This is a genomic window from Pseudoalteromonas sp. PSi26, from assembly GCF_054960575.1.
On record NZ_JBHNYT010000005.1, the window covers coordinates 55,576 to 79,575 of the forward strand.

Consider the following 24,000-nt stretch of genomic DNA (forward strand, 5'->3'; position numbering starts at 1 on the left):
GTAAAAACCAATAACGTTTATCTATTAAATAGCGTTAAAACGGGCCAAAGAATTAAATTAATGAGAGAAAGTAGTGTTTGATTATCAACTTAAAAAAAGTAAGCGCAGAAAGACAGTGGCTATAAAAATATATAATCAAACAGTAACCGTATACGCACCTCATTATGTGCCGTTAAAACAAATCGATAGTTGGTTACTCGAAAAGCAACATTGGATAGAAACACAATTAAAAAAGCAGCTTAATGTAATAGACACTAAACAGTACCCAATTGAGAACAATAAAATAAAGATTTTTTCTGAGTCGGTTGAATTAATTTTTCGTGAAGGCCCATCATCTGACGTGAAAGAGCATAATAACGCGCTATTTATTACACACTCTAGTCGTGTAAAAAATTATAAAAATAAATATGAGGGTTTAATTAAACGCTATTTAGAAGAAAAGTTAGCGGCTTATGTGGAAATGCGTATTGCTTTTTATTGTGAAAAAATGGAAGAGGCGTTGCCGCAAAAATTAACGTTAGCTGTTTACAAGCGTCGTTGGGGCAGTTGTAACAGTAAGCGAGAATTGTCGTTTAATTTACATTTAATAGGAGCACCTCATAGAATTATTGATTATGTAATAGTGCATGAGCTTGCTCATTTAAGGTATTTAAATCACAGTAAGCAATTTTGGGACAGAGTAGAGATTTTTTATCCAGACTATAAAGCTTCATCCAATTGGTTAAAAACAAACGGCATGAGTTTACAGTGGGTGTTTTAAGCTATTTTGAATATAGGAATATAGGAATATAGGAATATAGGAATATAGGAATATAGGAATATAGGAATATAGGAATATAGGAATATAGGAATATAGGAATAGAAGTGGTGGAGGGAGCTGGATTCGAACCAGCGAAGGCTGAGCCGTCAGATTTACAGTCTGATCCCTTTGGCCGCTCGGGAACCCCTCCACACTATTTTTGTTACATTTGGCCCCACTTAACTTAGCGGTAAGAAAAGTGGTGGAGGGAGCTGGATTCGAACCAGCGAAGGCTGAGCCGTCAGATTTACAGTCTGATCCCTTTGGCCGCTCGGGAACCCCTCCAATGCAACGGTGCTGATAATAGCAAAATGTGCCTTTAAGTAAAGAAAAAAGCTAAAGAAAATTTAAATAAAGCCGATAAATATTCATTACTCATTCCAATCGGCTAAAGTCTATGCAAATCGATGATTTGTTAATCACAGAGCAGCAATTAAGTACTCGGTTAAACCAAAGTGTACATGCAGACCGCCGTGGTGAATTTTCATTGCTGTTAGCAATGCTTTCACAAGATGCTTTAGATTTTAGTCAATTTCATTTACCTAAAAGTGGAATTGAAGATAACACAACTCAAGAAGCGCAGTTAAGAGAGCAATTAGGAGCAGGACCAAAGCAGCCATTAGCACCCAGTGAATTTAATATGCTAATTGGGCAGTTTAATGCACAGCGTTTGTCTTTGGTTGGTGAAAATAAAGGCATGGCCGATATAAAGTTAAATCAGTGTTTAAACCCTGAGCCCTTTTCAATTAGAGATGATGTAAACCACATACCCCTACCCATTATAGATAATTGTGAACTTGCTGTGCGCAGGCGTTTACAAAAAGACGAAATAGAAATAGATAATCCAAAAATGGATGTCGCAGGCTTTTATGACGTTCTAACAGACGTAAATCAGCGTGAACCATTACATTTGACGATGGCATAATTTATGATTCCATCAAATAGTGTCTAGTTACACTATCCATCACTGATTAAATTTTACGACTGCACCAAATCCCAATTGACTAAAATTTGATTTAATGTAAAAAAAGCATCCAAAAATTAAATGCAATTGCTATAATGGCTACAAATGGTATGACATGAATGCCGTTATCATTAAACCAAGGTAATTAGGAACGTAATGAAGAAAACATTCACGCTAAATCACGAGAAAATCAAATACCCTCGTATGGTTGATGCTGCAAAGCATGAAGTGAAAAAATATTTGAAAAGAGAGCGCAACAAAACTCTACCAGAAGATGCAGATTATTGGGCATTTGACTGTAAGTTTGGTAAAACGGCTGAAGATGCGCAAGTGGTTCATGTAGCTGAAATCAGCAACTGTATTAGCGATATTGAAAAGCAAGAATTGATGTCTTTTTACTTAGAAATATTGGCAAAACCTGCACAGCGCCAACAGCTAGACCTTGATAACGACGAGTAATAAATAGCGTTTGTGCATATCAAATTATTTAAATGGGCCAATGGCCCATTTTTTATGCCTATAGATTACCTTCAGGCTTTTTCTTTTGAGCTAGCTCAACGTATTTAACATCGTTCTAGGTCTTTAACTGTTGAATTGTTATTAATACTATTTTTTTCTTCAATATTAGCCACTTAATTAATAAAGTTAGTACTAAACCTAAATGGTTGTAGAGGGGATTGTTTTTAATATATTTCCGAAGCTACGCATTAAATGTGTGTATTTAATTGACCATTGAGTGAAGTAAACAATGTACTTCACTTAAAAAGAGGGGGTTATGCGCTATGGCATTTCTTGTATTTTTTTGCGCTGCCACAAGGGCAATCATCATTTCTGCCAACTTTTATATCAGCGACCGGGAATATAATACCATCGAGATATCGCCACTGCTGTTGCTCTTTTATAAATTGAGAGCGCTCATGTAACACACAGTATAGGTTTTGATAAAAATAGGTAGCTTTAAATTCAACGACCCCTTTACTTTCATCGCTGTCTGTATCAATAACAGATAAGCTTACAAATCGACAACTGGTGGCAAACTCTTTAATTTCTTTTACAGGGTTTTCTGCTTGTTTTTCACTCGCATAAGTTTGGTATATATATTTAGCATTTTTTTGTGCGTAAGCTGTAAATCGAGAGCGCATTAACTGCTCGGGTGTTTCTGCTTGTTTATCACCTAATAATAGTGGTTCACAGCAGTTTTTGTAATTCTGTTGACTACCACACAGGCAAGCGTTGTTATCTAATGAGTTCATAAAATTAATAAAAAATGTAAAACGTTAGTTTAACAAGCTTGCTTTAAAGAAGGTACATCGATAACGTTAGAATTTTTAGTAAAACAATACAACTTCGTTGTTGTCTTATTTAAATCAAGAGATAAATCAGCTAACAGTTGGTTGTTCAACATGTCTGTCCACGTAATTACTGCTGCAAAATTACCGTTATAAAGCGCGCTGCGTAATACATACTCTAAATTCACTAGGTGTTTTTGCCTAATAACCAATAGTTTACTTGTATCTATTGAACAAGAATCAAGCAAAGCTTTACTAGGAACATGGTCTGGTGCGATTAATAAAGTCCATGCGTTTAAACTATTGTACTGGTGTAACACCTTCAATAGCTCAAATGTTGCCGATATATCATCTTCAATTTGAATCACGTTGACACAATCAGATAGTTCGTCTTGCTGATAGCTTTTTACTGTTCTTACGGTTATAGGCTGTAACATATTATCTCGCTCACTGGGTTTATATACAGTACGTGTATACAGTAGTTTATACAGTGTTATGGCGCAAGTGTTTTTTTGCTATTTTTTTATACAAATTTATAGTCTATTTTTAAGGATTTTAATTTTAAAGTTTATATCATTGATATTAATAGCTTTTATTTTATTTGAAATATTGGTGGGTGAGTGTTTTTTATACAGACTGAAGAGGCTTGCTTACGTTTTTTATAAATTTAAATTATAGCTCTAAACTGTATACAGTACTTTTACGAGCTAAGTTTTGGACTTTTACTAAGGGGCAGGGGGGATTAAATGGGAATATTGTAATTGATGAATTTGTTCATATAAACTGGCTGCATAACATTGTGCATCCTTAAAACGCTTTGTTTCTATATATTTTCTCAAATCTGTAAGCGCAACTGTAGCTGGCTCATGACCCTGGCTACTCGATAAGCTAAGCCAAGCAACTCCATGAAATACACTTTGTGGAACACCTTGGCCTTTTACAAAAAATAAGCCTAAATAAAATTGCCCTCGATGATCACCAGACATTGCCGATAAACGCATCCACTTTGCAGCTAAAGCAGGCTGTTTATTTTTTAAATAATATAGGGCCTTATTCAACGTACTTTGTTGAGAGCTATCATTTTCAGGTGAAGAATTAGTATCGCCTGGTTGTGTAACAAAAGACAAAATATTGTCTAATTGTTGTTCTAAATCATAACCTGTTGGTGTTGTTTTTATCATATGCTGTCATTCGGTATAGTTAACTACTTCAATAGTTTAGTATATCGCAAGGTAAAATGTCCTGAAAAATATACTTTTTATGATAAAATCTCGCTACTTTTTATTGTTGTAAGTTCATTATGTTAGAAGCTTTATTTAAAATTAACGAAAATGGGTCCACGGTTCGTCGAGAATGCATCGCCGGAATGACTACTTTTATCACAATGGTTTACATTGTATTCGTGAACCCTGCGATGTTAGCAGAAGCGGGAATGGATCAAGGTGCTGCTTTTGTTGCTACATGTATTGCTGCTGCAATAGGTTGTTTTATTATGGGGTTATGGGCCAATTACCCATTAGCTTTAGCCCCTGGCATGGGGTTAAACGCCTTTTTTACGTATGGCGTTGTATTAGGTATGGGATACACCTGGGAAGCTGCGTTGGGCGCAGTATTTATGTCGGGTTGTATATTTTTATTATTAAGTTTATTTAAGGTTAGAGAATGGATAATAAATGCCATTCCATTAGTTTTAAAACGGGCTATTGCGACAGGCATTGGCGCGTTTTTAGCCTTAATAGCACTTAAAAATGCAGGTATTATTGTGGCAAGCCCCGCTACATTTGTGCAGTTGGGTGACATAACATCTGCAGGACCGCTACTGGCGATATTTAGCTTTTTTATTATTGCAGCCTTATTATATCGTGATTTTAAAAGTGGAGTGTTGATCAGTATTTTATCGGTTACCGCTATCTCACTTGGTTTAGGTTTAGTTGAATATCAAGGAATTATTGCTGCACCTCCTTCAATTATACCTACTTTTATGCAGTTGGACTTTGCAGCCGCTTTAGAACTTTCAATGCTTAGTGTTATTTTTGCATTTTTGTTTGTCGATTTGTTTGATACGTCAGGTACACTTGTAGCTGTAACGCAAAAGGCTGGTCTTGCAGATGAAAAAGGAAACATGCCACGCTTAGGACGTGCACTCAGTGCTGATAGCTCAGCCACCATTGCAGGTGCAATGTTAGGTACCTCAACAACCACATCTTATATAGAGTCAGTGGCGGGTGTATCTGTTGGTGGGCGTACAGGTTTAACTGCAGTGGTAGTTGGTTGCTGCTTTTTGCTAATGATGTTCTTTGCACCATTAGCTAATATGGTACCAGCTTATGCAACAGCGGGCGCAATCTTATATGTTGCTGTACTCATGCTACAAAACCTAAAATTTGTGGACTGGGACGATATGACAGACGCTATTCCAGTTGCCGTTGTGCTTTTAATGACGCCGCTTACGTTTTCGATTGCGCATGGAATTGCATTGGGTTTTATTTCATACACGGCGGTTAAGCTACTTTGTGCTAAACGCAGCGACATAACAATTAGCGTGTGGATATTAACTGCGTTATTCATCGTTAAATTCGCGTTTTTATCTTAAGTATTAAAGCTCTGTTTTGATAGGTAACTATCAGTGATGTTTAGTCATGTATCTCTTTTGATGTGTTCAACTTTCGGTTATAACAGTTAATATTAAATGCTAAAAAAGCCCATATAATGTATGGGCTTTTATATTATTCAGTGGAAAGCAGCTGTTACCATTTCTTTTTTGGAGCAAACAGCACGTCTAAATCGTCTTGTTCTTGCTCGTTTTTCTTTTTTAGGGCGCTTGCGTTAGACGCTTTTAGTTCAACGCTAATTTCCTCTAGGTATCGTTCCACTTCCTGACGTTTAGCATTTACATATTCGTCTGAATAAGGCACAGCACTAAGCGTTGCGTAGGCTTTTTCAAAATATTGTCTAGCAGAGCCAACCATACTAGCAGAACGTGCCGAAATGCCTCGTTTAATTTGGCTTTCAATATTTATTTTGAGTTGTAGCTTTTCAAGCTGTTTGTCTTCACCAGTAAAAACCTGGCTATTAATACGCCCTTTGCTGTGTTCAGAGCGTAGTATTACACGTAGTTTTTTTATGCCCTGAATTAACGCAACCAGTTGTTTATCGTTGCTTGGTAACGCCATTGAGTCGCTGTTAGTTCCTTGAACAGGATTAGAAAGGTGCTGTTTCATTTCCTCTAAACGGCTTTTTAATGCTTTTGAAGTTGGAGAATGAGTAACCATTGTTTTTAGTGCTTCGGCAATTCGGCTTTGCAAAACTCGAATAATGTTTTCAGATAACGGAATATTAGCCTGGTTCATTAAAGCTTCGTCAGTTTCTTCAATGATCGCCTTTTGTTTTGTGAGTTCTTTTCGGCGCTCATTTTCTTGTTTTTCTTTGTGTTGCTGAACAGCACTTACCCAAAGTGCAATCACAACCAAAGCAACTATAAGAACAATTATAATAGACACGATCATGGTGTAATTCTCGGATTCATAACCTAATTTTTTAATATTACATTAAATATAAGCTATCGGGGTAGTTTTGCGCGAATTAACTTCAAAATAGCTAAATAAACTGCTGTAAAATAGCAGGACTATGAGATTAATTCGTCTAATCATGGCTACCTCAAGTATATTTATTATGCTAGCCTTGAGCACCACTTCGATAAATGCACGCTATGAGCTTAATCAACGCTTCCAGTAAAACTGATTTTGCTTTATAGAATTTGCCTTTATTTATAATAAATTACAACGTAAAAATGCAGCCATGAAATTACAACAACTCAGATACATAGTAGAAGTACAAAATCATAAATTAAATGTTTCAGCAACGGCTGAGAGTTTATTTACCTCACAGCCTGGTATTTCTAAACAAGTACGTATGTTAGAAGATGAGTTAGGTGTTCAAATTTTTGGGCGAAGTGGCAAGCATTTAACGCATGTAACCAGTGCCGGTGAAGACATTATAAATATCTCGCGTGAGATACTTTCAAAGGTAGAGGGTATAAAAGCCGTCGCAAACGAACACACATTACCAGATCAAGGTAAGCTCAATATAGCAACAACGCATACACAGGCACGTTATGCTTTACCAAGTGTAATTCAAGGGTTTATGAAAAAATACCCTGCAGTATCACTACATATGCACCAAGGCACACCGCAACAAATATCTGATGCTGCGGCAAGGGGCGATGCCGATTTTGCCATTGCAACTGAAGCACTTCATTTATACTCAGATTTAGTCATGCTGCCTTGTTATCATTGGAACCGAAGTATTGTTGTTGCTAAAGATCATCCTCTAGCTAAAAAAGCCAATAGTTTAACGGTAGCAGACATTGCTGAATACCCGCTAATTACGTATGTATTTGGTTTTACGGGGCGTTCTGAATTAGACAAAGCATTTAGCGCCCATGGGTTAGAACCGCATATTGTATTTACGGCGACTGATGCCGATGTAATTAAAACCTATGTGCGTTTAGGGATTGGCGTAGGGGTTGTGGCTTCAATGGCGATTGATGAAATTACTGATACTGATTTAGTGTGTATTGATGCAAGTCATTTATTTGAAGCAAGCACCACTAAAATTGGTTTTAGAAAGGGCACCTTTTTACGTACTTATATGTATGACTTTATCGAACGCTTTGCACCACACTTAACTAAAGAACGCGTGGAGCGTGCAAGTTTATTACGCAACCAAGATGATGTAGATAAGTTATTTGAAGATATAGAGTTACCTGTAAAGTAGCGCTGAGTCTGAAAACAAAAAAAACGGCTATTTTTAAATAGCCGGTTTTTTTGTTTAGGGGTGGCCTAACACTCAATAATGTTAACGGCTAAACCCCCTCGCGCGGTTTCTTTGTATTTTGTTTTCATATCATTACCTGTTTCAAGCATGGTTTTTATTACTTTATCAAGTGATACTTTTTGCTCGCCACTACCACGAATGGCCAATCGAGACGCATTGATAGCTTTTATCGCTCCCATCGCATTGCGTTCAATACAAGGAACTTGCACTAAGCCGCCAACAGGGTCGCATGTTAAACCCAGATTATGCTCCATGCCTATTTCTGCTGCGTTTTCAACTTGTACAACATTACCGCCCACAATTTCAGTTAATGCTCCGGCGGCCATTGAACAAGCAACACCCACTTCACCTTGGCAGCCCACTTCGGCACCAGAAATAGACGCATTCTTTTTATATAAAATACCAATTGCAGCGGCTGTTAGTAAATAACGCGTGGCAATGTCGCGGTCTACTTCTTTTACAAATGTATGATAGTACATGAGCACAGCGGGCAGAATGCCAGCAGCACCATTAGTAGGAGCTGTTACCACTCGTCCACCGGCGGCATTTTCTTCATTAACGGCAAGTGCAAATAGGTCGACCCAATCCATTGCTCTGAGTGGATCGTTGCTCACTTCAATATTCAGTTTTAAGTATAGGCTGGGTGCACGTCGTTTTACTTTTAAACCGCCAGGTAAAATCCCTTCAGTACGCATTCCGCGCTCAATACAGGCTTTCATTACGTGCCAAATATGAAATAACTCATCTTTTATAGCGTCTTCGGTTCGAAGTGTGCGTTCGTTTTTCATCATCAAGCTTGAAACACTCAGGCCAGAGTCTTTACACATTTCAAGTAGCTCTTTTGCGCTACTAAAAGGGTAAGGCGCTGGGTTTTCTTCTCTAATATCGAGCGCTGCTTGCTTTTCGTTTTCAAATCCTTCGTCGGTAACAATAAACCCGCCGCCGATAGAGTAGTACACTTTGCTATAAAGCTTTTCACCATTATTTAAAGCAATAATCTCCATTGCATTAGAGTGCTTAGGTAGCGTTTTACGGCGATGAAAAACAATAGCACCTTGCTTAGGAAAGTTGGCTTTGTGTGTTTGGTTTAAATAGATAACTTGTTCTTGCTCGATAGTTAATAAAATATCATCGACTAAATCGGCATCGATTGTTTCAGGGTCATAGCCTGCTAAGCCTAGTACAACAGCTTTGCCAGAACCATGACCTATACCTGTTTGACCTAATGACCCATAAAGCTCTACTTTAATATCTGTAACACTTTTTAATAGCTGTTTTTCATGGAGTTCATTAACAAATAAGCGTGATGCGCGCATTGGGCCGACGGTGTGTGATGACGAAGGGCCAATACCAATGCTAAACATATCAAATGCACTGATCATAGTGTGTGTCTCTTATTAATTTACTCAGCCCGAGGCTGCTCTTTGAACGGTCGAGCATAATAACGCGGAATTGTTAGTAAGTAACTATTATTAACGAAGATTTAAACTGGTAAGGCAAGTTGTTTTGTAAAGTTTTTTATAATGCTAGCGGTTGCTCCCCATAGTAACCCGTGGGGGGTAACAAATCCTTGCAGGACAATTTCTTTACCAAAACGTTGAAATGGCAAAGGTTGCCAGTTAGCTTCATTACTTAATTCATCCAAGGAGAGTAAAAAGCTGGCTTGCACTTCATTATGATCGTTTATCCACTGCGTATTTTTATTCAAAACACACACATACGGGCGAATACTAAACCCAGTCAAAGTAGCGTACTCTGGTAAATTGCCAAGGATATTGACATCTTTGTGCGCAATGTTTAATTCTTCTTTCAATTCACGTAGTGCCGTTGTGCGAAGAGTTTTGTCATTCGCTTCAAACTTACCACCGGGTAAGCAAATCTCACCTGGGTGATGATGTAGATAGGTAGGGCGCTTACACAGTAAAATATGTGCATGCCCGGCTACATCAATAATAGGCAGCATAACAGCACTGGCACGTTTATTTCGAGAATCTTTTATTTGATTTGGCGCAGCTGTTGGGCTTAATTGAAAACGTGTTTTAATAAAGTCGCTATTCAAGATCACCTACTCTCTAATAAAGGTAGAATTTTATTAACTTTATCGTATGTCTCTTGGTATTCCAATTCGACTTTAGAATCAGCCACGATTCCGCCGCCTGCCCAACAGTATATATGTTGCTTATAGCAAACTAAGGTACGAATAGTAATACTGGTATCCATATTACCGCAGGCACTTAAGTAACCAATAGAGCCACAGTAAACACTGCGTTGGTGGGGTTCTAGCTCCTCTATAATTTCCATCGCGCGTATTTTGGGTGCCCCTGTAATGGATCCCCCAGGAAAAGCGGCTTCGAGTTGATCAACGGCTGTTTTATTCATATCAAGTTCGGCGGTTACTGTACTTACTAAATGATGAACGGCCGGAAAACTTTCTATTGCAAATAAAGAAGGCACTTTTACACTGCCAGGTTTGGCAACTTTACCTAAGTCGTTACGAAGTAAATCTACAATCATCACGTTTTCTGCGCGGTCTTTGGGTGAGTTTGCAAGTTTTAACGCTTGTGCATTATCTTCGCGAGCGTCAGCTTTACGTGCAAGTGTCCCTTTTATTGGTTTAGTTTCTACAATATTGTTCTGGATCGATATAAAGCGCTCAGGCGAAATTGACAAAATAGCGCCTGCAGGATGATTAATAAAACTTGAAAAAGGCGCTTTATTAGCTTCGCGTAATTTAACATACGCTGACCAAGGGTTACCGCTATATTGGGCCTTAAAGCGCTGCGCTAGATTAATTTGATAACAATCACCGCTTTTTAAATAGTCTTCAATTACAGCAAACTTTTTGGCGTATTGGGTTTGGCTCATATTCGAAAACCACTCAGACGTTAACTCAAACTTTGCGTCAATTGGAGTTGATGCTAGATATTTCTCGTAAAGCGAGCGTCTTTCAACATGTGGCTGTGAAACATAAAACCACGCATTTTGCTGTCTATCAAAAATAAGTGCATCTAAATAAAGGCCTACAGCCATTTGCGGTAAGTGTATATCTTGCTCTGCTATGGTTGGCATTTTTTCAATTATACGACCCAAGTCATAGCCGAAATAACCTAACCAACCTCCATTAAAGGGCAAGTCAAAAGGTGCTTTTGTATCACTGAGCTTGCGCAAATGGGTATTCATTATCTCAAAACAGGTTAGCTCACTTGGCTCGCCATTGAATAATGTTTTGTTATCGCTCACTTCAAGCAAGTGTTCAGGTTCTATGGAAATGATGTCGTAGCGACTATTTACATGGTCGCTATCAGCAGAGTCGAGCAGTATGGCATGAGGCAGATGAGAAAAATGCGAAAATACATCAATACAATTTTGTGTTATTGATAATTTTATACAATTATTTTTATTGTTTAGCATTTACTACCCCTATAAGAACTGGCTCCAAACGGGCTGGGAGGGTATCATAAGTCAAATTTTTTTGGCAGCGTTTAGTATAAAATCAACGTTGTAATTAAAACAGTACAAACCACCGTCACCGGTTTGGTATAGATTACGCTTAAGCGTAAAGCTAACTTAAGGAACCATTATGAGTACAATCCGTCAGCAAGACTTTATTGATAGCATTGAAGATGCATTGCAATATATTTCGTTCTACCATCCACTTGATTTTGTTCAAGCATTAGAAAAAGCTTACAACAAAGAACAAAGTAAAGCTGCTAAAGATGCTATTGCGCAAATTTTAATTAACTCGCGTATGTCGGCTGAAGGCAAGCGTCCGCTTTGTCAAGATACAGGTATTATTACGTGTTTTGTAAAAGTGGGTATGGATGTTAAGTGGGACAAAACAGACTTAACAGTTCAACAAATGGTTGATGAAGGTACTCGCCGTGCGTATTTGAATCCAGATAATCCGCTTCGTGCTTCTATTGTTGCAGACCCTGCTGGTACTCGTAAAAACACAAAAGATAATACACCTTCGGTTGTTCACATCGACTTGGTAGCTGGTGGCGAAGTAGAAGTGATGGTTGCAGCAAAAGGTGGCGGCTCTGAAAACAAAAGTAAAATGGTTATGTTAAACCCTTCAGACGATGTTGCTGCCTGGGTAGAAAAAACACTGCCTACAATGGGGGCTGGCTGGTGTCCACCAGGCATGCTGGGTATAGGTATTGGTGGCACAGCAGAAAAAGCTGCAGTAATGGCTAAAGAGTCATTGATGGATCCTGTTGATATCCATGAGCTTATGGAGCGTGGGGCGGAAACTACAGAAGAAAAGCTTCGCCTAGAAATATTCGAACGTGCAAACAAACTAGGTATTGGTGCACAAGGCTTAGGTGGGTTAACAACGGTTGTTGATATTAAAATTAAAACCGCTCCTACCCATGCAGCATCAAAACCAGTGGTGATGATCCCTAACTGTGCAGCAACTCGTCACGTGCACTTTACTTTGGATGGTTCAGGTCCTGCTGATTTAAAAGCGCCAAAGCTTGAGGATTGGCCTGAAGTGACTTTTGAAGTAGGTGAGGGGACACGTCGTGTAAATTTAGACACATTGACGAAAGATGATGTTCAAGAATGGAAAATGGGTGAAACCGTTTTACTTTCAGGCACCATTTTAACTGGCCGTGATGCAGCGCACAAACGTTTGCAAGACATGCTCAACTCTGGCGAAGGTTTACCTGAAGGTGTAGATTTTGATAATAAATTTATTTACTACGTTGGCCCAGTTGACGCTGTGGGTGACGAAGCAGTAGGCCCTGCAGGCCCAACAACAGCAACACGTATGGATAAGTTTACCGATATGATGCTAGAAAAAACCGGCATTGTTGGCATGATTGGTAAAGCTGAGCGCGGCCCTGCAACGGTTGAATCAATCAAGGAGCATAAATCTGTTTACTTGATGGCTGTAGGTGGTGCTGCGTATTTAGTATCTAAAGCGATTAAAAAAGCGCGTGTAGTTGCGTTTGAAGATTTAGGTATGGAAGCGATTTACGAGTTTGAAGTTGAAGACATGCCTGTAACGGTTGCTGTAGATAGCGAAGGTGCTAATGCTCATACGCAAGGTCCTGCGATTTGGAAGGCAAAAATTGCTGAGCTTGATAGCAAATTAAAGTAATTGTTATCTTTGTTTATGTAGCGAGCCATGTGCTCGCTTTTTTATTTTAAAATCACTAATATTGAGTGAAAACTGATCTTACCAGTTGTATGGTAATTGTTTATATATATATAAATTATTAAATAACAATAACTTGCGTTTAGATGGTAGGTGTATTAATAACTTTACGGAAAAATCGCTGGTTACGCTAACGTAAACGTAAAGAGGTGTGCTCTTGTGTTATTTTAGTTTTAATTTCTAGTTTTTAAATTTATTTTGAATTTTTTATTTGTTAATAAGTTATAAGCTGACTATTTAATTTAATCACTTAGCGTTTGTTAGCTTTACCATCTTGATGTATGGCGAACACTATCTTGAAGTGGTAAAGTCTCGACAATTTCCAGCGCGTACACCCTCTCACGGGTCAATTTTTCGGAGTATTTTAAGTGGCTGTGTTTAATCAAGTTGAATTTGATAACCATGAACAAGTAGTTTTTTGTTCTGACAAAGAGTCAGGTTTAAAAGCAATTATTGCTGTGCATAGTACCAAGTTGGGGCCTGCTGTTGGTGGGTGTAGAATGTGGGATTACGCTAAAGATGAAGACGCAGTGTATGATGTTTTGCGTTTATCAAAAGGGATGACATACAAAAATGCGGTTGCGCGACTTCCTTTTGGTGGTGGAAAATCTGTCATTATTGGCAACGCTAAAGAGATTAAATCAGAACAACTTTTTCGTGCATTTGGTCGCCAATTAGAGCGTTTAAATGGTAGCTATTACTCAGCAGAAGACGTCAATATTACGTGTGCCGACGTTGCTTTAATGAACAAAGAAACAAATTACGTTCTTGGCCTTGAAGGCAAAAGCGGAAACCCATCTCCCTTTACTGCATACGGTACTTTTTTAGGTATTAAAGCTGCACTGCAGCATCAACGCGGCCACCAAGACTTCTCGGGCATAAAAGTAGCTGTACAAGGTTTAGGGGCTGTTGCTTACGGCTTGTGTCAGCACTTAGCTGATGCAGGTGCTAAGTTGTTTGTGACAGATATAAACCAGGTTGCAATTGATCGTGTTGTTAACGATTTTGGTGCAACAGCTGTTGGTATTGATGACATTTATGACTTAGATGTAGACGTGTATGCACCCTGTGCATTAGGCGCAACCATAAACGATGATACTATACCGCGTATTAAAGCAACCATTATTGCTGGTTGTGCTAATAATCAGTTAGCACAATCACGCCATGGTGAAATTATTCGTGAAAAAGGCATTTTGTATGCGCCAGATTACGTTATAAACGCAGGGGGTATTATTAATGTTTATTACGAAACTGCGCCAGAAGGTTATACCGTTGAGGCCTCTAATAAACACGTTGAGGGTATTTTTAATACGCTAACAGAAATTTTTGCTCGCAGCGAAAAAGAGCAAAAATCGACGCACTTAATTGCAGATGAGCTTGCTCAAGAAATAATACAAAATGGCCTTTAGATTTATATTTAGATCTTGAAGAAAGGGGACGCATTTGCGTCCCCTTTTTTGTTATTAATGCTATTTTTATGAAACAACGTTACACTTTATTTTTAATTAAGTGTGGTACGTATAATGACGTCAACTTCGAATATGCAGCCTATCGACTTTGATAGCTGGCCTCGTAAACAACATTTTGAACTATTTAAAAATTTTACCCAACCATACTTTAATGTGTGTGTTCTACTAGATGCAAAAACACTATTTAGCTATTGTAAAGCGCAGCGCATTTCATTTTTTCAGGCTTATGTTTATTGCACATTAAAAGCATGCCATGCGTACGAACCGATAATGTTGCGCATTATTAAACAAACGCCCTGGTTACTTACAAGCACTCGTGCAAGTGTTGTAGAGCTTAATGAGGAAGAGTGTTTTATATTTAGTTACTTTGACTATATGGGCTCTTTTAAAGAGTTTTCAGCCCATAGCGAAAAAGTAAGCATACAAGCTAAGTCAAACCCGCTATTTAGCGACGCATTTGCAAACACAGAAGGGCAGGCTGATTTAATTCATATATCTGTTTTACCTTGGCTAAATTTTAGCGCTTTTTCACATGCATTTAGTGAAGGGCAAAGTTTAGGGATCCCTAAGTTTGTATTTGGGCAGTACAATAAACACAGTGGCACGATGCCACTAGCTATTGATGTGCATCATTCTCTAATGGACGGCCTGCACGTCGCTCGCTTTATAAAAATATTACAAACTGAAATTGATAGTTTTAGGTGTCTTTAGGGTTGGTAATACAAGCGCTAAAAATGATTAAGTTCATTATGTCTGTTGAAAACCCATTGAATTGGACCTATTTATAAAAGCATAAGCAAGCTTAGGATATTGCCATGATAAATGGATTGTTAATTAGCGTTTTGGTGTCGTTTGTGGTGATATTTTGGCAATGGCCTTCTATTCAAGCCTATGTTTGGCGCAATAAGTATCAGCGTATGGGTTTAAGCTCTCAGCAAAAAGATATTTTACTGCGTTGTATGCCTATCTACCGAAAAATGACAGATGCTGACAGAGCCAAACTTGAGCGACATATTGTATGGTTTTTAAATGAAAAACGCTTTGTTGGCTGCGATGGATTAAAACTCACACCTGCGATGAAACTTATCGTAGCTGCTGATGCCTGTGTGCTCGTGCTTAATAAGCCGTGGCCACTTTATATAAATGTAAAAGAAATATTATTGTACCCAAGTGCTTACTACGCACCACAAACCACGCGTGATAGTGCCGGTTTAGTAAGCTATCATAATACGGTGAGGCAAGGCGAATCTTGGCCAGGAGGTACACTAGTATTAAGCTGGCATGATGTACTTGAAGGAAGCCGTTTACCCAGTGATGGGCACAACTTAGTGTTTCATGAATTCGCTCATCAGTTAGATCAGGAAACAGGTAAAACAACCGGTACGCCACTTTTAAAAAGCTCGGCGGATTATAAAGAGTGGGCAAGGGTATTTAGTCGTGCCTTTACGCAGTTAAAAAGTCATGTTGCTTATAGCATGCCTCATGTTATTCATAGTTATGGTGCAACAAACGAGGCCGAATTTTTTGCGGTGATCACCGAAACCTTTATCGAAAAACCAGCAGAGTTACGACGCTATGATCCCGAAATTTATAGAATGCTGGTTAACTACTATCAATTTGACCCCATTTATTGGCATTAAACGTAATAAACTGCGCTTTATCAAATAACGCTGGTAACTTTTGGTTGTTTTTGTTGCAATCGGTTAAAACACACAGCAACAATAATAAGCGAGAAAGTTATGAAGAAATTGCTGCATACGGCGTTGGCTTTGTCAGTGTCATTAGCTCTTGGTCAAGCACATGCTGAATCAACCGATAAAAAAGATGAACAAAAATGGCAAGTAGATTCTCCTAAAGGGCAATTTGTTGACGCTAAAATTAGCGTAGAACAAGGCACATGGATGAATATTGATATTAGCCCAGATGGCAAAACCATTGTATTTGACTTACTAGGCGACATTTACACAATGCCAATGAGTGGCGGTACTGCAACACAATTAACCTCTGATATAGCATGGCAAATGCAACCTCGTTTTAGCCCCGATGGTAAAAACATTGCGTTTACTTCTGATCAAGGTGGCGGCGACAATATCTGGGTTATGGATTTAAACGGTGAAAACCAAAGTGCAGTAACCAACGAAACGTTTAGACTATTAAATAGTCCAGCGTGGAGCCCTGATGGCGATTTTTTAGTAGCGCGTAAACACTTTACGGCTAGTCGTTCACTTGGTGCTGGTGAAGTATGGCTATACCATAAAGCAGGTGGTAAAGGGGTTCAGCTGACTAAACGCGAGAACGACCAAAAAGATTTAGGTGAGCCAATGTTTTCACCTGATGGGCGTTATGTGTATTTTTCTCATGATGCAACACCAGGCAAAACGTTTCACTATTCGAAGGATTCTGTAGCGGGTATATATAAAATTAAGCGCTACGATCGTGAAACAGGTGAAATAGAAACAATTATTGATGGTATGGGTGGCGCAATTAGACCGACTCCGTCGCCAGATGGAAAAACGCTTGCTTACATTAAGCGAGACGACTTTCAAACTAGTTTGTATCTTTATGATTTAAGCACGGGTGAGCACACTCAGGTATACGATAAGTTAGAGCGTGATATGCAAGAAACGTGGGCTATTCACGGTGTTTATCCTACAATTGCTTGGACACCCGACAATAAAGAATTGGTATTTTGGGCGGGCGGTAAAATTCAATCTGTTGACGTGACTGACAAATCAGTTAGCCAGATTGCATTTAAAGTAGAAACCATTAAAAAGATTCAACCAGCGCTTCGTTTTACTCAAAATTTAGACACTGATGAATTTGATGTAAAAATGCTGCGTAATGTACAAGTAAGCCCCGACGGTGAAACCGCTATTTTTGAAGCGTTAGGCTATATTTATAAACGCGATTTAGAATCTGGAAAAATTAAGCGTTTAACAAAACAAACAGATCATTTTGAATTATTTCCGCAGTATTCTCGCGATGGTAAAAAAATAGTTTACACCACGTGGAACGATAACAAGCAAGGGCAAGTGCGCGTTGTATCTTCTCGCAGTGGTCGAGGCGACACAATTACACAAGAGCCAGGCAAGTATGTAGAACCAACGTTTAGCCCAAATGGTAAAACGGTTGTTTATCGTAAAGCTAGCGGTGGCAGTATTTTAAATCCTAAATGGTCATTGAATCCAGGTATTTATAGCGTTAGCGCAAAAGGCGGTAAAAGTGAGCTGATTTCTAAAAGTGGATATCAACCACAGTTTGGGGCTGACAACGACCGTGTATTTGTAATGAGCCCATGGCCAAAACCATCGCTGAGTGTTGTAGAGCTAGAAAGCAAAAAAGTATCTAAACTTTATGAATCTGAGCATGCTACTGAATTTAGAGTATCTCCAGATGGGGAGTATCTTGCTTTTGCTGAGCGATTTAAAGTGTATGTAACGCCATTAGTTGAAAGTGGGAAGGCCATAAATATTGGACCTAAAGACAGTAAATTCCCTATAGAGCAGCTATCTGTGCGTGCTGGTGAAAGTATTAGCTGGAGTGCCGATAGCAGCAAACTTTATTGGACACTAGGGCCTGAGCTTTACCATGCAAATTTAAACGGTGTATTTGCGATTAACAGTAAAAGCGACGCTGATTTTAAAGTTAAAAATGGCGAAAACATCGGATTCAGTAAGAAGGTGAATGAGCCAAAAGGCATGATTGCTTTAACTGGCGGTAAAATTATTACGATGAATGGTGACAAAGTCATTGAAAATGGTGTAATAATTACTGATGGCAAGCATATAAAAGCCGTAGGCTCAGCCTCTGAGATAAACATACCTAAAGATGCTGAAGTAATTGATGTTACAGGCAAAACTATTATGCCGGGTATTGTTGATGCCCATGCTCATGGTTCTCAAGGTAGCAGTGAAATAATTCCTCAACAAAACTGGAAAAACTTTGCAGGTTTAGCCTTAGGTGTTACGACTATTCACGACCCTTCAAACGACACCACTGAAATATTTACTGCCAGTGAAATGCAAAAAGCAGGCATGATTGTTGGCCCGCGTATTTTCTCAACAGGTACTATTTTGTATGGGGCTAATATGCCGGGTTATACCTCGCATATTGATTCGTTAGAAGATGCTAAATTTCACTTAGAACGTTTAAAGAAAGTCGGTGCATTTAGTGTTAAATCATACAATCAACCCCGTCGTGAGCAGCGCCAACAAGTCGTTGAGGCAGGTCGCGAACTTGAAATGATGGTTGTGCCAGAAGGCGGTTCGCTACTGCAACACAATTTGAGCATGGTGGTTGATGGTCATACAGGTATTGAGCATTCAATTCCTGTAGAAAACATATACGATGATATAAAACAATTATGGTCACAAAGTGATGTGGGTTACACACCAACGCTTGTTGTTGCCTATGGTGGTATATGGGGTGAAAACTATTGGTATGATAAAACTGACGTGTGGAATCACCCTCGTTTAAGTAAGTTTGTGCCTCAAAATCAGTTGCTGCCGCGTTCTATGCGTCGTGTTAAAGCACCCGATCATCACTATAATCATTTTAACAATGCACGTGTGTCGGCTGAGCTGCAAGACTTAGGTGTATTAGTTAACTTAGGAGCACATGGCCAACGTGAGGGGTTAGGCGCACATTGGGAAATGTGGATGTTTGCCCAAGGCGGCATGACGCCACTAGAAGCCATACGCGCATCAACACTCGATCCAGCTAAGTACCTAGGGCTTGATAAAAACGTAGGCTCGCTTGAAGTGGGTAAACTGGCTGATTTAATGGTTATTGATGGTGATCCGTTAATTGATATTCGCAGCTCTGATAAAGTCGATTATACAATGATTAATGGTCGTTTATTTAATGCAGAAACGATGAATGAAGTTGGCAAAAAAGCACGGAAACCGCTTTATTTTGAAAAGTAACAATTTTAATTAACGTCTTTAAAAAGCGGCTTTTATGCCGCTTTTTTATTTTACAAATTATAAACAGCAGGCATAAAAAAACCGCTTAACGCGGTTTCTTTTAAAATCATTAATGTTGATTAAACAACACCGCGCGGTAGGCGACAGTCATGATCTTTACGCGCTAGGATTACAATCCACAATTCTTCAGCGGTGTAACCATCTTCACTTTGTGTAACCACAGTGAATGGCGCTTTTTTCTGAGCAGTAACAGGCGCAGCTTTTTTGGTTTTAGTTTTTTTAGCTGGCGCTTTTTCAGCAGGTGCCGGTGTTGCTTTACCACTGCTTAATTCTTTAGTTAGCTCAGCTACGTCAGCTAGGCGCAAGTTTTTTCCGCCATCGATGCTGTACCAGCCTGGTTTAGTTGTAATTTCAGGTTTTTTACCATTAGCAGCTTCATACGCTGCTTCAAAGGCAGATAGTACTTCTGTTTTGTCTAGTTTGCTCATCAGAGACCCTATACGTTGTGAACACAGATAAAGAGAAGCTATTTATACCTATTTTGAATCAGTTTTTCAATTTTTTGCGATTTTCCTTCCATTTTAAAGCAATAAACGCCAAAATTTGCACAAAATTCAGTGCAAAGTAAGGTTACGCGTATGCAACGTCAAGAATTTAACCAATTATTAAATGATATTTTAAAGCCTCACAATATTAAGGATTTTTGCCCAAATGGATTACAAGTTGAGGGTAAAAATGAAATAAAAAAAATTGTTACCGGAGTAACAGCGAGCCAAGCTTTAATTGACGCTGCAATTGATGAGCAAGCAGACGTTATCTTGGTCCATCATGGTTATTTTTGGAAAGGCGAGTCTCAACCTATTACCGGGATGAAAAAGCGGAGAATAGGCGCCTTATTGGCTAACGATATTAATTTATTTGCTTATCACCTCCCTTTAGATATTCACCCAGAGATTGGTAATAACGCGCAGCTTGCAAAATTATTAGATATTGAAATTCAAGAAGGCCTTGAGCCTGTTGCTAACAGTGTAGCAGTGAAAGGGCGCCTTAAAACAGCGCTAAGTGGAGATGAATTTGCATCAAAAATAGCTAAGGTGCTTAACCGAGAACCCCTCACAAGCTTAGTTCGTTCAAGTAAAATACAAACTATTGCGCTGTGTACTGGTGGAGGTCAAGGTTATATTGATTTAGCTGCGGAGCAAGGTATTGATGCTTATTTAACAGGTGAAGCGTCTGAGCAAACTATTCATAGTTCACGAGAACAAAATATTGATTTTTTTGCAGCAGGGCATCATGCAACCGAACGCTACGGTATAAAAGCTCTGGGCGAGCTACTTGCCCTGGAGTACGGTTTTGAGGTTAGCTTTATTGATATTGATAATCCTGTTTAAGCTACTGTGATATCCAAGATTATTTTAGTACCCGTTATATTTTAAATATTAAACGCCTTGAATTTAACGTCAGGCGACAACGGATAGTGTACAAGCACTGCTCTAACAGGCTTTACTTATACTAAAACGAGGGCGTGTTTAAATTTGTTGTCTAGTGGGTTAAATGTAAGTTGATAGTGTTCAGAGCGAGGGAAATAGACACGCTTTCTTTATATACACTGCTTAAATGAAAGCGAATAAAATAAACCGGTTGTAAAAGTAAGGTAAGTGGTTTGGTCTCTCATAAAGATCTTTTAAATTACTTAACTCGTTATATATTTTTAGTTTTATTAAAAATGACCTTATAAGGACCGCAATGGAAGGTGTTTTAGCTCTACTTGAGCAGTACGGCTTATTTGTTTACCTATTGCTCTTTGGGTATTGTGCATTAAAAAGCGGCTGGTTACCTTTATTTGCAGGTTATGCTGCTCAGACCGGCGCGCTTGATATTAAATTAGTTATTTTAGCTACTTTTATGGGAGGGTATATTGGCGATGAGATACGATTTGCTCTTGCAAGAGCTTATGGCACTTCATGGCTTGAAAAGCCCAATAAAATTGGTCAACTATTTAAAACAGCGAGTGCGCTTGCTAACCGTTACGGTATGGCTTACATTTTTTTATATCGATACCCTAAAGGTATGCGCACAATTGGAGCGCTCCCTGTAGGGCTAACCGATATATCTTGGCGCCTATTCAGCACTTTAAATGCAAGTTCAGCTGCTTTATGGGTCATTATATTAGTTGGCGGAGGCTATACTTTTGGAGCTACATTTGAGTCTCTAGGTGTAGAGAGCTTAACCGCAGTGAGTATATTATTGTTATGCATATGTTTAGCTATAATCTATCGGCTTTGGACAAAACACCCACCTACAAAAACAACGACAGTAAAGTGACGTTATTGTTTAACAAAAATTATTGTGAAGAGCCTTACCCACATATCTTAAATTATTGATACTTTGTGTTTTGCTCGATAAACATTAAGTATAAACAAATCAAATTTACGAGTTAGCAGGTGGCTTTATGAAAGTTGTTTAAAGTGCCTCAGGGTCTAGCCATCGACGGACTCTTACCCACGTTGTTCCTATAACTTCATGGCTGTATTGCGTTACAGCTAGTAGTGCTTGCGCATTTGGAACGAGTTGTTTATGAAAAGGAAGCGCTGCAAAATTGTGAAAGTCAGTTGCTGCAGGAATGCTTATTACACCTTGGGCTAAAAACAAGTCCTGGGCTCTGGGCATATGCAATACAGAAGTTACTAACGCTACTTTAAAATCAACTAACTTAGGCGCCAGTAACGCAGCTTCTTGCGCTGTATCCATTGCCTTTGGGTTTTGCAAAAGCCTATTCTTATTAATACCTAACTCAATGGCGGTTTGATACATCAAGCTGCTGTTAGTAATATTCTCATAACCGCCGCCAGAAACAATAAGCTGTGATTTTGGGTAGTACTTAGCGAGTTTGACTCCTTCAACTAGTCGGGTTAGCGCGCAATTACCTAATTGGTTATTGGCACTTAAAACAGGGTTAGGATTTATATCGCACCCAAGCACAACTATTTTGTCTAATTCTGGGTGTTTTGAAGGGTGAAAAGAAAGGCTTGTTGGCTCGTTGTTTTTTAAAATCAGGTTAGCAACAAACGGTGTACTGATTGCCAACAATGTTGAAAGTCCAAAAAATGCAATTACTAAAGAAAACTTGCGACCCTTGAATGCTAAAAACAAAGCTATAAATGTAAAAAGACCAAGTAAAGGGAGCGGCATAAGCAAACCGCCAAGTAACTTTTTCAAAGCGAACATAATGAGCAACATAAAATCAATAATGTAAGTTATGTTACTCATTAACGAGTAGTTTATCGACCGTTATTTAACTTACACGTATTTAAAAAGTGGCGATATACAGGATTATCTTTCATATCTTTTTTCATCGCTAAGTACATTGGTCGAGTTAAACCTAGTGCACCTAGTGGAATCGATTTGATGAGTCCTTGACTTTCGTATGGTGTAACCAACCAATCAGGCAATGCTGCTACACCCATTCCAGCACTGACTAGCTGAAAAATTAGTAGTCCTTGATCTACGTTCTTTAACGTCCCGTCAAAACGTGCATTTTGAATGAAATGTTTAAATATATCTTGGCGTTCGCGCGGAATAGGGTAAGAAATAATGGTTTCATTCTTTAAGTCTAACGCTGTAACGTATGCTTTTTTAGCAAGATCGTGATCAGGTGCAACAATTAACTTTAACTTAAAGTCGAATAAATGGGCATACTCTAGCTTATCGGGTTCACGAATGTCTGATGTGAGTACTAAGTCTAATTCATCGTTAAGTAAGTCTGGAATTGCGTCATAACTAAAACCACGTTCATAATCAATTTTTATATCTGGCCAAAAGTTATTAAAATCTTTAATTGTTGGAAGTAGCCAGTGAAAACAAGCATGGCATTCAACACTTAAACGTAATTGTGAAATTGGCTGATTAAGGCTCTCTTTTAAACGACATTTAGTTGCTTCAATTTTCGGCAGTATTTCGTGGGCTAACTCAAGTAATAACATGCCTTGCGGGGTAAAACGCACAGGCTGCGTTTTGCGTTCAAACAGCTGGCAGTCTAACTTGTTTTCCAAGTCTTTAATTTGATGTGATAAAGCCGACTGAGTTAAGAATAATTCGCGGGCAGTATTCACTAATGAACCAGTTTCTTTAAGGGTTGCAATAGTTTTTAAGTGTTTTATACCAATCATCTTTAATAATTCTCATGGAAAATTTGAGTAGTGCTCATTATTTTTCAATACTACGCTTATATAAAAAACGTTTCAACGTCTAGACGTCTAAATTAAACTAATAAATATAGTTTTAATGATTAACACTTTTATAGCTTAGCGTAAGTAACTAGATTAAAGCCGATTTTTGACTGCTTGTATTAATTTACTTCATGTTTAAAAGTAAAGGGGCTGGTATAAAAAATTTTTAACTCGCTCAGTTAACTAACGCTAATAGATAGAAAAGTAGTGACATTTGGAGAAAATTAAAAATACGTTTGAGTGTATGGATGTTGATCTTTGGTGATTGGTTTTACAGCTGTTAGTTTGTTATGCAGGCAAAGATAGTTTATGTATTGTGCTCATT

Annotated in this window: 22 protein-coding genes and 2 tRNA genes; 12 read left to right on the top strand and 12 right to left on the bottom strand. The window is 38.6% G+C overall.

What is annotated here, in order from left to right; translation table 11 throughout:
- The first annotated feature begins 73 nt into the window (after positions 1-73).
- Positions 74-760: a M48 family metallopeptidase gene (locus ACFI34_RS06830; protein WP_462672912.1), complete on the top strand. Its 687-nt coding sequence runs from the start codon at positions 74-76 to the stop codon at positions 758-760.
- Positions 761-865: 105 nt separating this feature from the next.
- On the opposite strand, the gene ACFI34_RS06835 is transcribed toward ACFI34_RS06830, so the two are convergent.
- Both ACFI34_RS06835 and ACFI34_RS06840 read right to left on the bottom strand, forming a co-directional pair.
- Positions 866-950 (bottom strand) — tRNA-Tyr (locus tag ACFI34_RS06835).
- A gap of 49 nt (positions 951-999) precedes the next feature.
- A tRNA-Tyr gene (locus ACFI34_RS06840) sits at positions 1,000-1,084 on the bottom strand.
- Positions 1,085-1,196: 112 nt separating this feature from the next.
- Here ACFI34_RS06840 and ACFI34_RS06845 point away from each other — a divergent pair.
- On the top strand, positions 1,197-1,724 hold the full coding sequence (locus tag ACFI34_RS06845) for a VC2046/SO_2500 family protein (protein ID WP_462672913.1): 528 nt from the start codon (positions 1,197-1,199) through the stop codon (positions 1,722-1,724).
- Positions 1,725-1,919: 195 nt separating this feature from the next.
- Positions 1,920-2,222, top strand: a complete 303-nt coding sequence (locus tag ACFI34_RS06850) for a DUF6172 family protein (RefSeq protein WP_462672914.1) — start codon at positions 1,920-1,922, stop codon at positions 2,220-2,222.
- A 314-nt stretch (positions 2,223-2,536) separates the two neighbouring features.
- On the opposite strand, the gene ACFI34_RS06855 is transcribed toward ACFI34_RS06850, so the two are convergent.
- The 3 genes from ACFI34_RS06855 to ACFI34_RS06865 all read right to left on the bottom strand — a co-directional run bounded on the left by ACFI34_RS06855 (position 2,537) and on the right by ACFI34_RS06865 (position 4,233).
- Positions 2,537-3,016 (bottom strand): YchJ family protein, encoded by a 480-nt coding sequence (locus tag ACFI34_RS06855; RefSeq protein ID WP_462672915.1) that lies wholly within the window; start codon positions 3,014-3,016, stop codon positions 2,537-2,539.
- Positions 3,017-3,045: 29 nt separating this feature from the next.
- Positions 3,046-3,489 carry a SulA-like leucine-rich domain-containing protein gene (locus ACFI34_RS06860; RefSeq protein WP_462672916.1) on the bottom strand — a complete coding sequence of 148 codons (444 nt, stop codon included), beginning with the start codon at positions 3,487-3,489 and terminating at the stop codon, positions 3,046-3,048.
- Positions 3,490-3,777: 288 nt separating this feature from the next.
- Entirely contained in the window at positions 3,778-4,233 is a 456-nt protein-coding gene (locus ACFI34_RS06865) for a tetratricopeptide repeat protein (RefSeq protein ID WP_462672917.1), read from the bottom strand.
- Positions 4,234-4,352: 119 nt separating this feature from the next.
- Between ACFI34_RS06865 and ACFI34_RS06870 the strand changes: the two genes are divergently transcribed.
- A complete protein-coding gene (locus ACFI34_RS06870; protein ID WP_462672918.1) occupies positions 4,353-5,645 on the top strand; it encodes an NCS2 family permease in 1,293 nt (430 codons plus the stop codon).
- Positions 5,646-5,799: 154 nt separating this feature from the next.
- Here the strand turns inward: ACFI34_RS06870 and ACFI34_RS06875 are convergent, their stop codons facing one another.
- Complete coding sequence (locus tag ACFI34_RS06875; protein ID WP_462672919.1) at positions 5,800-6,558, bottom strand: hypothetical protein; 759 nt, start codon at positions 6,556-6,558, stop codon at positions 5,800-5,802.
- 292 nt (positions 6,559-6,850) lie between these two features.
- On the opposite strand from ACFI34_RS06875, the gene cysB reads away from it, so the two are divergent.
- Entirely contained in the window at positions 6,851-7,828 is a 978-nt protein-coding gene (cysB, locus tag ACFI34_RS06880; protein WP_462672920.1) for an HTH-type transcriptional regulator CysB, read from the top strand.
- A 65-nt stretch (positions 7,829-7,893) separates the two neighbouring features.
- On the opposite strand, the gene ACFI34_RS06885 is transcribed toward cysB, so the two are convergent.
- The 3 genes from ACFI34_RS06885 to pabB form a co-directional block, all read right to left on the bottom strand.
- Positions 7,894-9,270, bottom strand: a complete 1,377-nt coding sequence (locus ACFI34_RS06885; RefSeq protein WP_462672921.1) for an L-serine ammonia-lyase — start codon at positions 9,268-9,270, stop codon at positions 7,894-7,896.
- 101 nt (positions 9,271-9,371) lie between these two features.
- Positions 9,372-9,947, bottom strand: coding sequence for an NUDIX hydrolase (locus ACFI34_RS06890; RefSeq protein WP_462672922.1), 576 nt, complete (start codon positions 9,945-9,947; stop codon positions 9,372-9,374).
- A gap of 2 nt (positions 9,948-9,949) precedes the next feature.
- Entirely contained in the window at positions 9,950-11,299 is a 1,350-nt protein-coding gene (gene pabB / locus ACFI34_RS06895; protein WP_462672923.1) for an aminodeoxychorismate synthase component I, read from the bottom strand.
- Positions 11,300-11,468: 169 nt separating this feature from the next.
- Between pabB and ACFI34_RS06900 the strand changes: the two genes are divergently transcribed.
- The 5 genes from ACFI34_RS06900 (at position 11,469) to ACFI34_RS06920 (ending at position 19,446) form a co-directional block, all read left to right on the top strand.
- Positions 11,469-12,995 (top strand): fumarate hydratase, encoded by a 1,527-nt coding sequence (locus tag ACFI34_RS06900; protein ID WP_462672924.1) that lies wholly within the window; start codon positions 11,469-11,471, stop codon positions 12,993-12,995.
- 425 nt (positions 12,996-13,420) lie between these two features.
- Positions 13,421-14,461 carry a Leu/Phe/Val dehydrogenase gene (locus ACFI34_RS06905; RefSeq protein WP_006792367.1) on the top strand — a complete coding sequence of 347 codons (1,041 nt, stop codon included), beginning with the start codon at positions 13,421-13,423 and terminating at the stop codon, positions 14,459-14,461.
- 132 nt (positions 14,462-14,593) lie between these two features.
- Positions 14,594-15,232 carry a CatA-like O-acetyltransferase gene (locus tag ACFI34_RS06910; RefSeq protein ID WP_462673058.1) on the top strand — a complete coding sequence of 213 codons (639 nt, stop codon included), beginning with the start codon at positions 14,594-14,596 and terminating at the stop codon, positions 15,230-15,232.
- Between the two features lie 104 nt (positions 15,233-15,336).
- Entirely contained in the window at positions 15,337-16,161 is an 825-nt protein-coding gene (locus tag ACFI34_RS06915; protein ID WP_462672925.1) for a M90 family metallopeptidase, read from the top strand.
- 99 nt (positions 16,162-16,260) lie between these two features.
- On the top strand, positions 16,261-19,446 hold the full coding sequence (locus ACFI34_RS06920; RefSeq protein ID WP_462672926.1) for an amidohydrolase family protein: 3,186 nt from the start codon (positions 16,261-16,263) through the stop codon (positions 19,444-19,446).
- Between the two features lie 119 nt (positions 19,447-19,565).
- Here the strand turns inward: ACFI34_RS06920 and ACFI34_RS06925 are convergent, their stop codons facing one another.
- Entirely contained in the window at positions 19,566-19,934 is a 369-nt protein-coding gene (locus ACFI34_RS06925) for a hypothetical protein (RefSeq protein WP_008127699.1), read from the bottom strand.
- A gap of 150 nt (positions 19,935-20,084) precedes the next feature.
- On the opposite strand from ACFI34_RS06925, the gene ACFI34_RS06930 reads away from it, so the two are divergent.
- Entirely contained in the window at positions 20,085-20,837 is a 753-nt protein-coding gene (locus ACFI34_RS06930) for a Nif3-like dinuclear metal center hexameric protein (RefSeq protein ID WP_462672927.1), read from the top strand.
- Between the two features lie 355 nt (positions 20,838-21,192).
- On the top strand, positions 21,193-21,771 hold the full coding sequence (locus ACFI34_RS06935) for a DedA family protein (RefSeq protein WP_462672928.1): 579 nt from the start codon (positions 21,193-21,195) through the stop codon (positions 21,769-21,771).
- Positions 21,772-21,909: 138 nt separating this feature from the next.
- Here ACFI34_RS06935 and ACFI34_RS06940 read toward each other — a convergent pair whose 3' ends face one another.
- Together ACFI34_RS06940 and ACFI34_RS06945 are read right to left on the bottom strand one after the other, a co-directional pair.
- A complete protein-coding gene (locus ACFI34_RS06940) occupies positions 21,910-22,686 on the bottom strand; it encodes a YdcF family protein (RefSeq protein ID WP_462673059.1) in 777 nt (258 codons plus the stop codon).
- 41 nt (positions 22,687-22,727) lie between these two features.
- Positions 22,728-23,615, bottom strand: coding sequence for a LysR family transcriptional regulator (locus ACFI34_RS06945; RefSeq protein ID WP_006792376.1), 888 nt, complete (start codon positions 23,613-23,615; stop codon positions 22,728-22,730).
- Between the last annotated feature and the right edge of the window lie 385 nt (positions 23,616-24,000).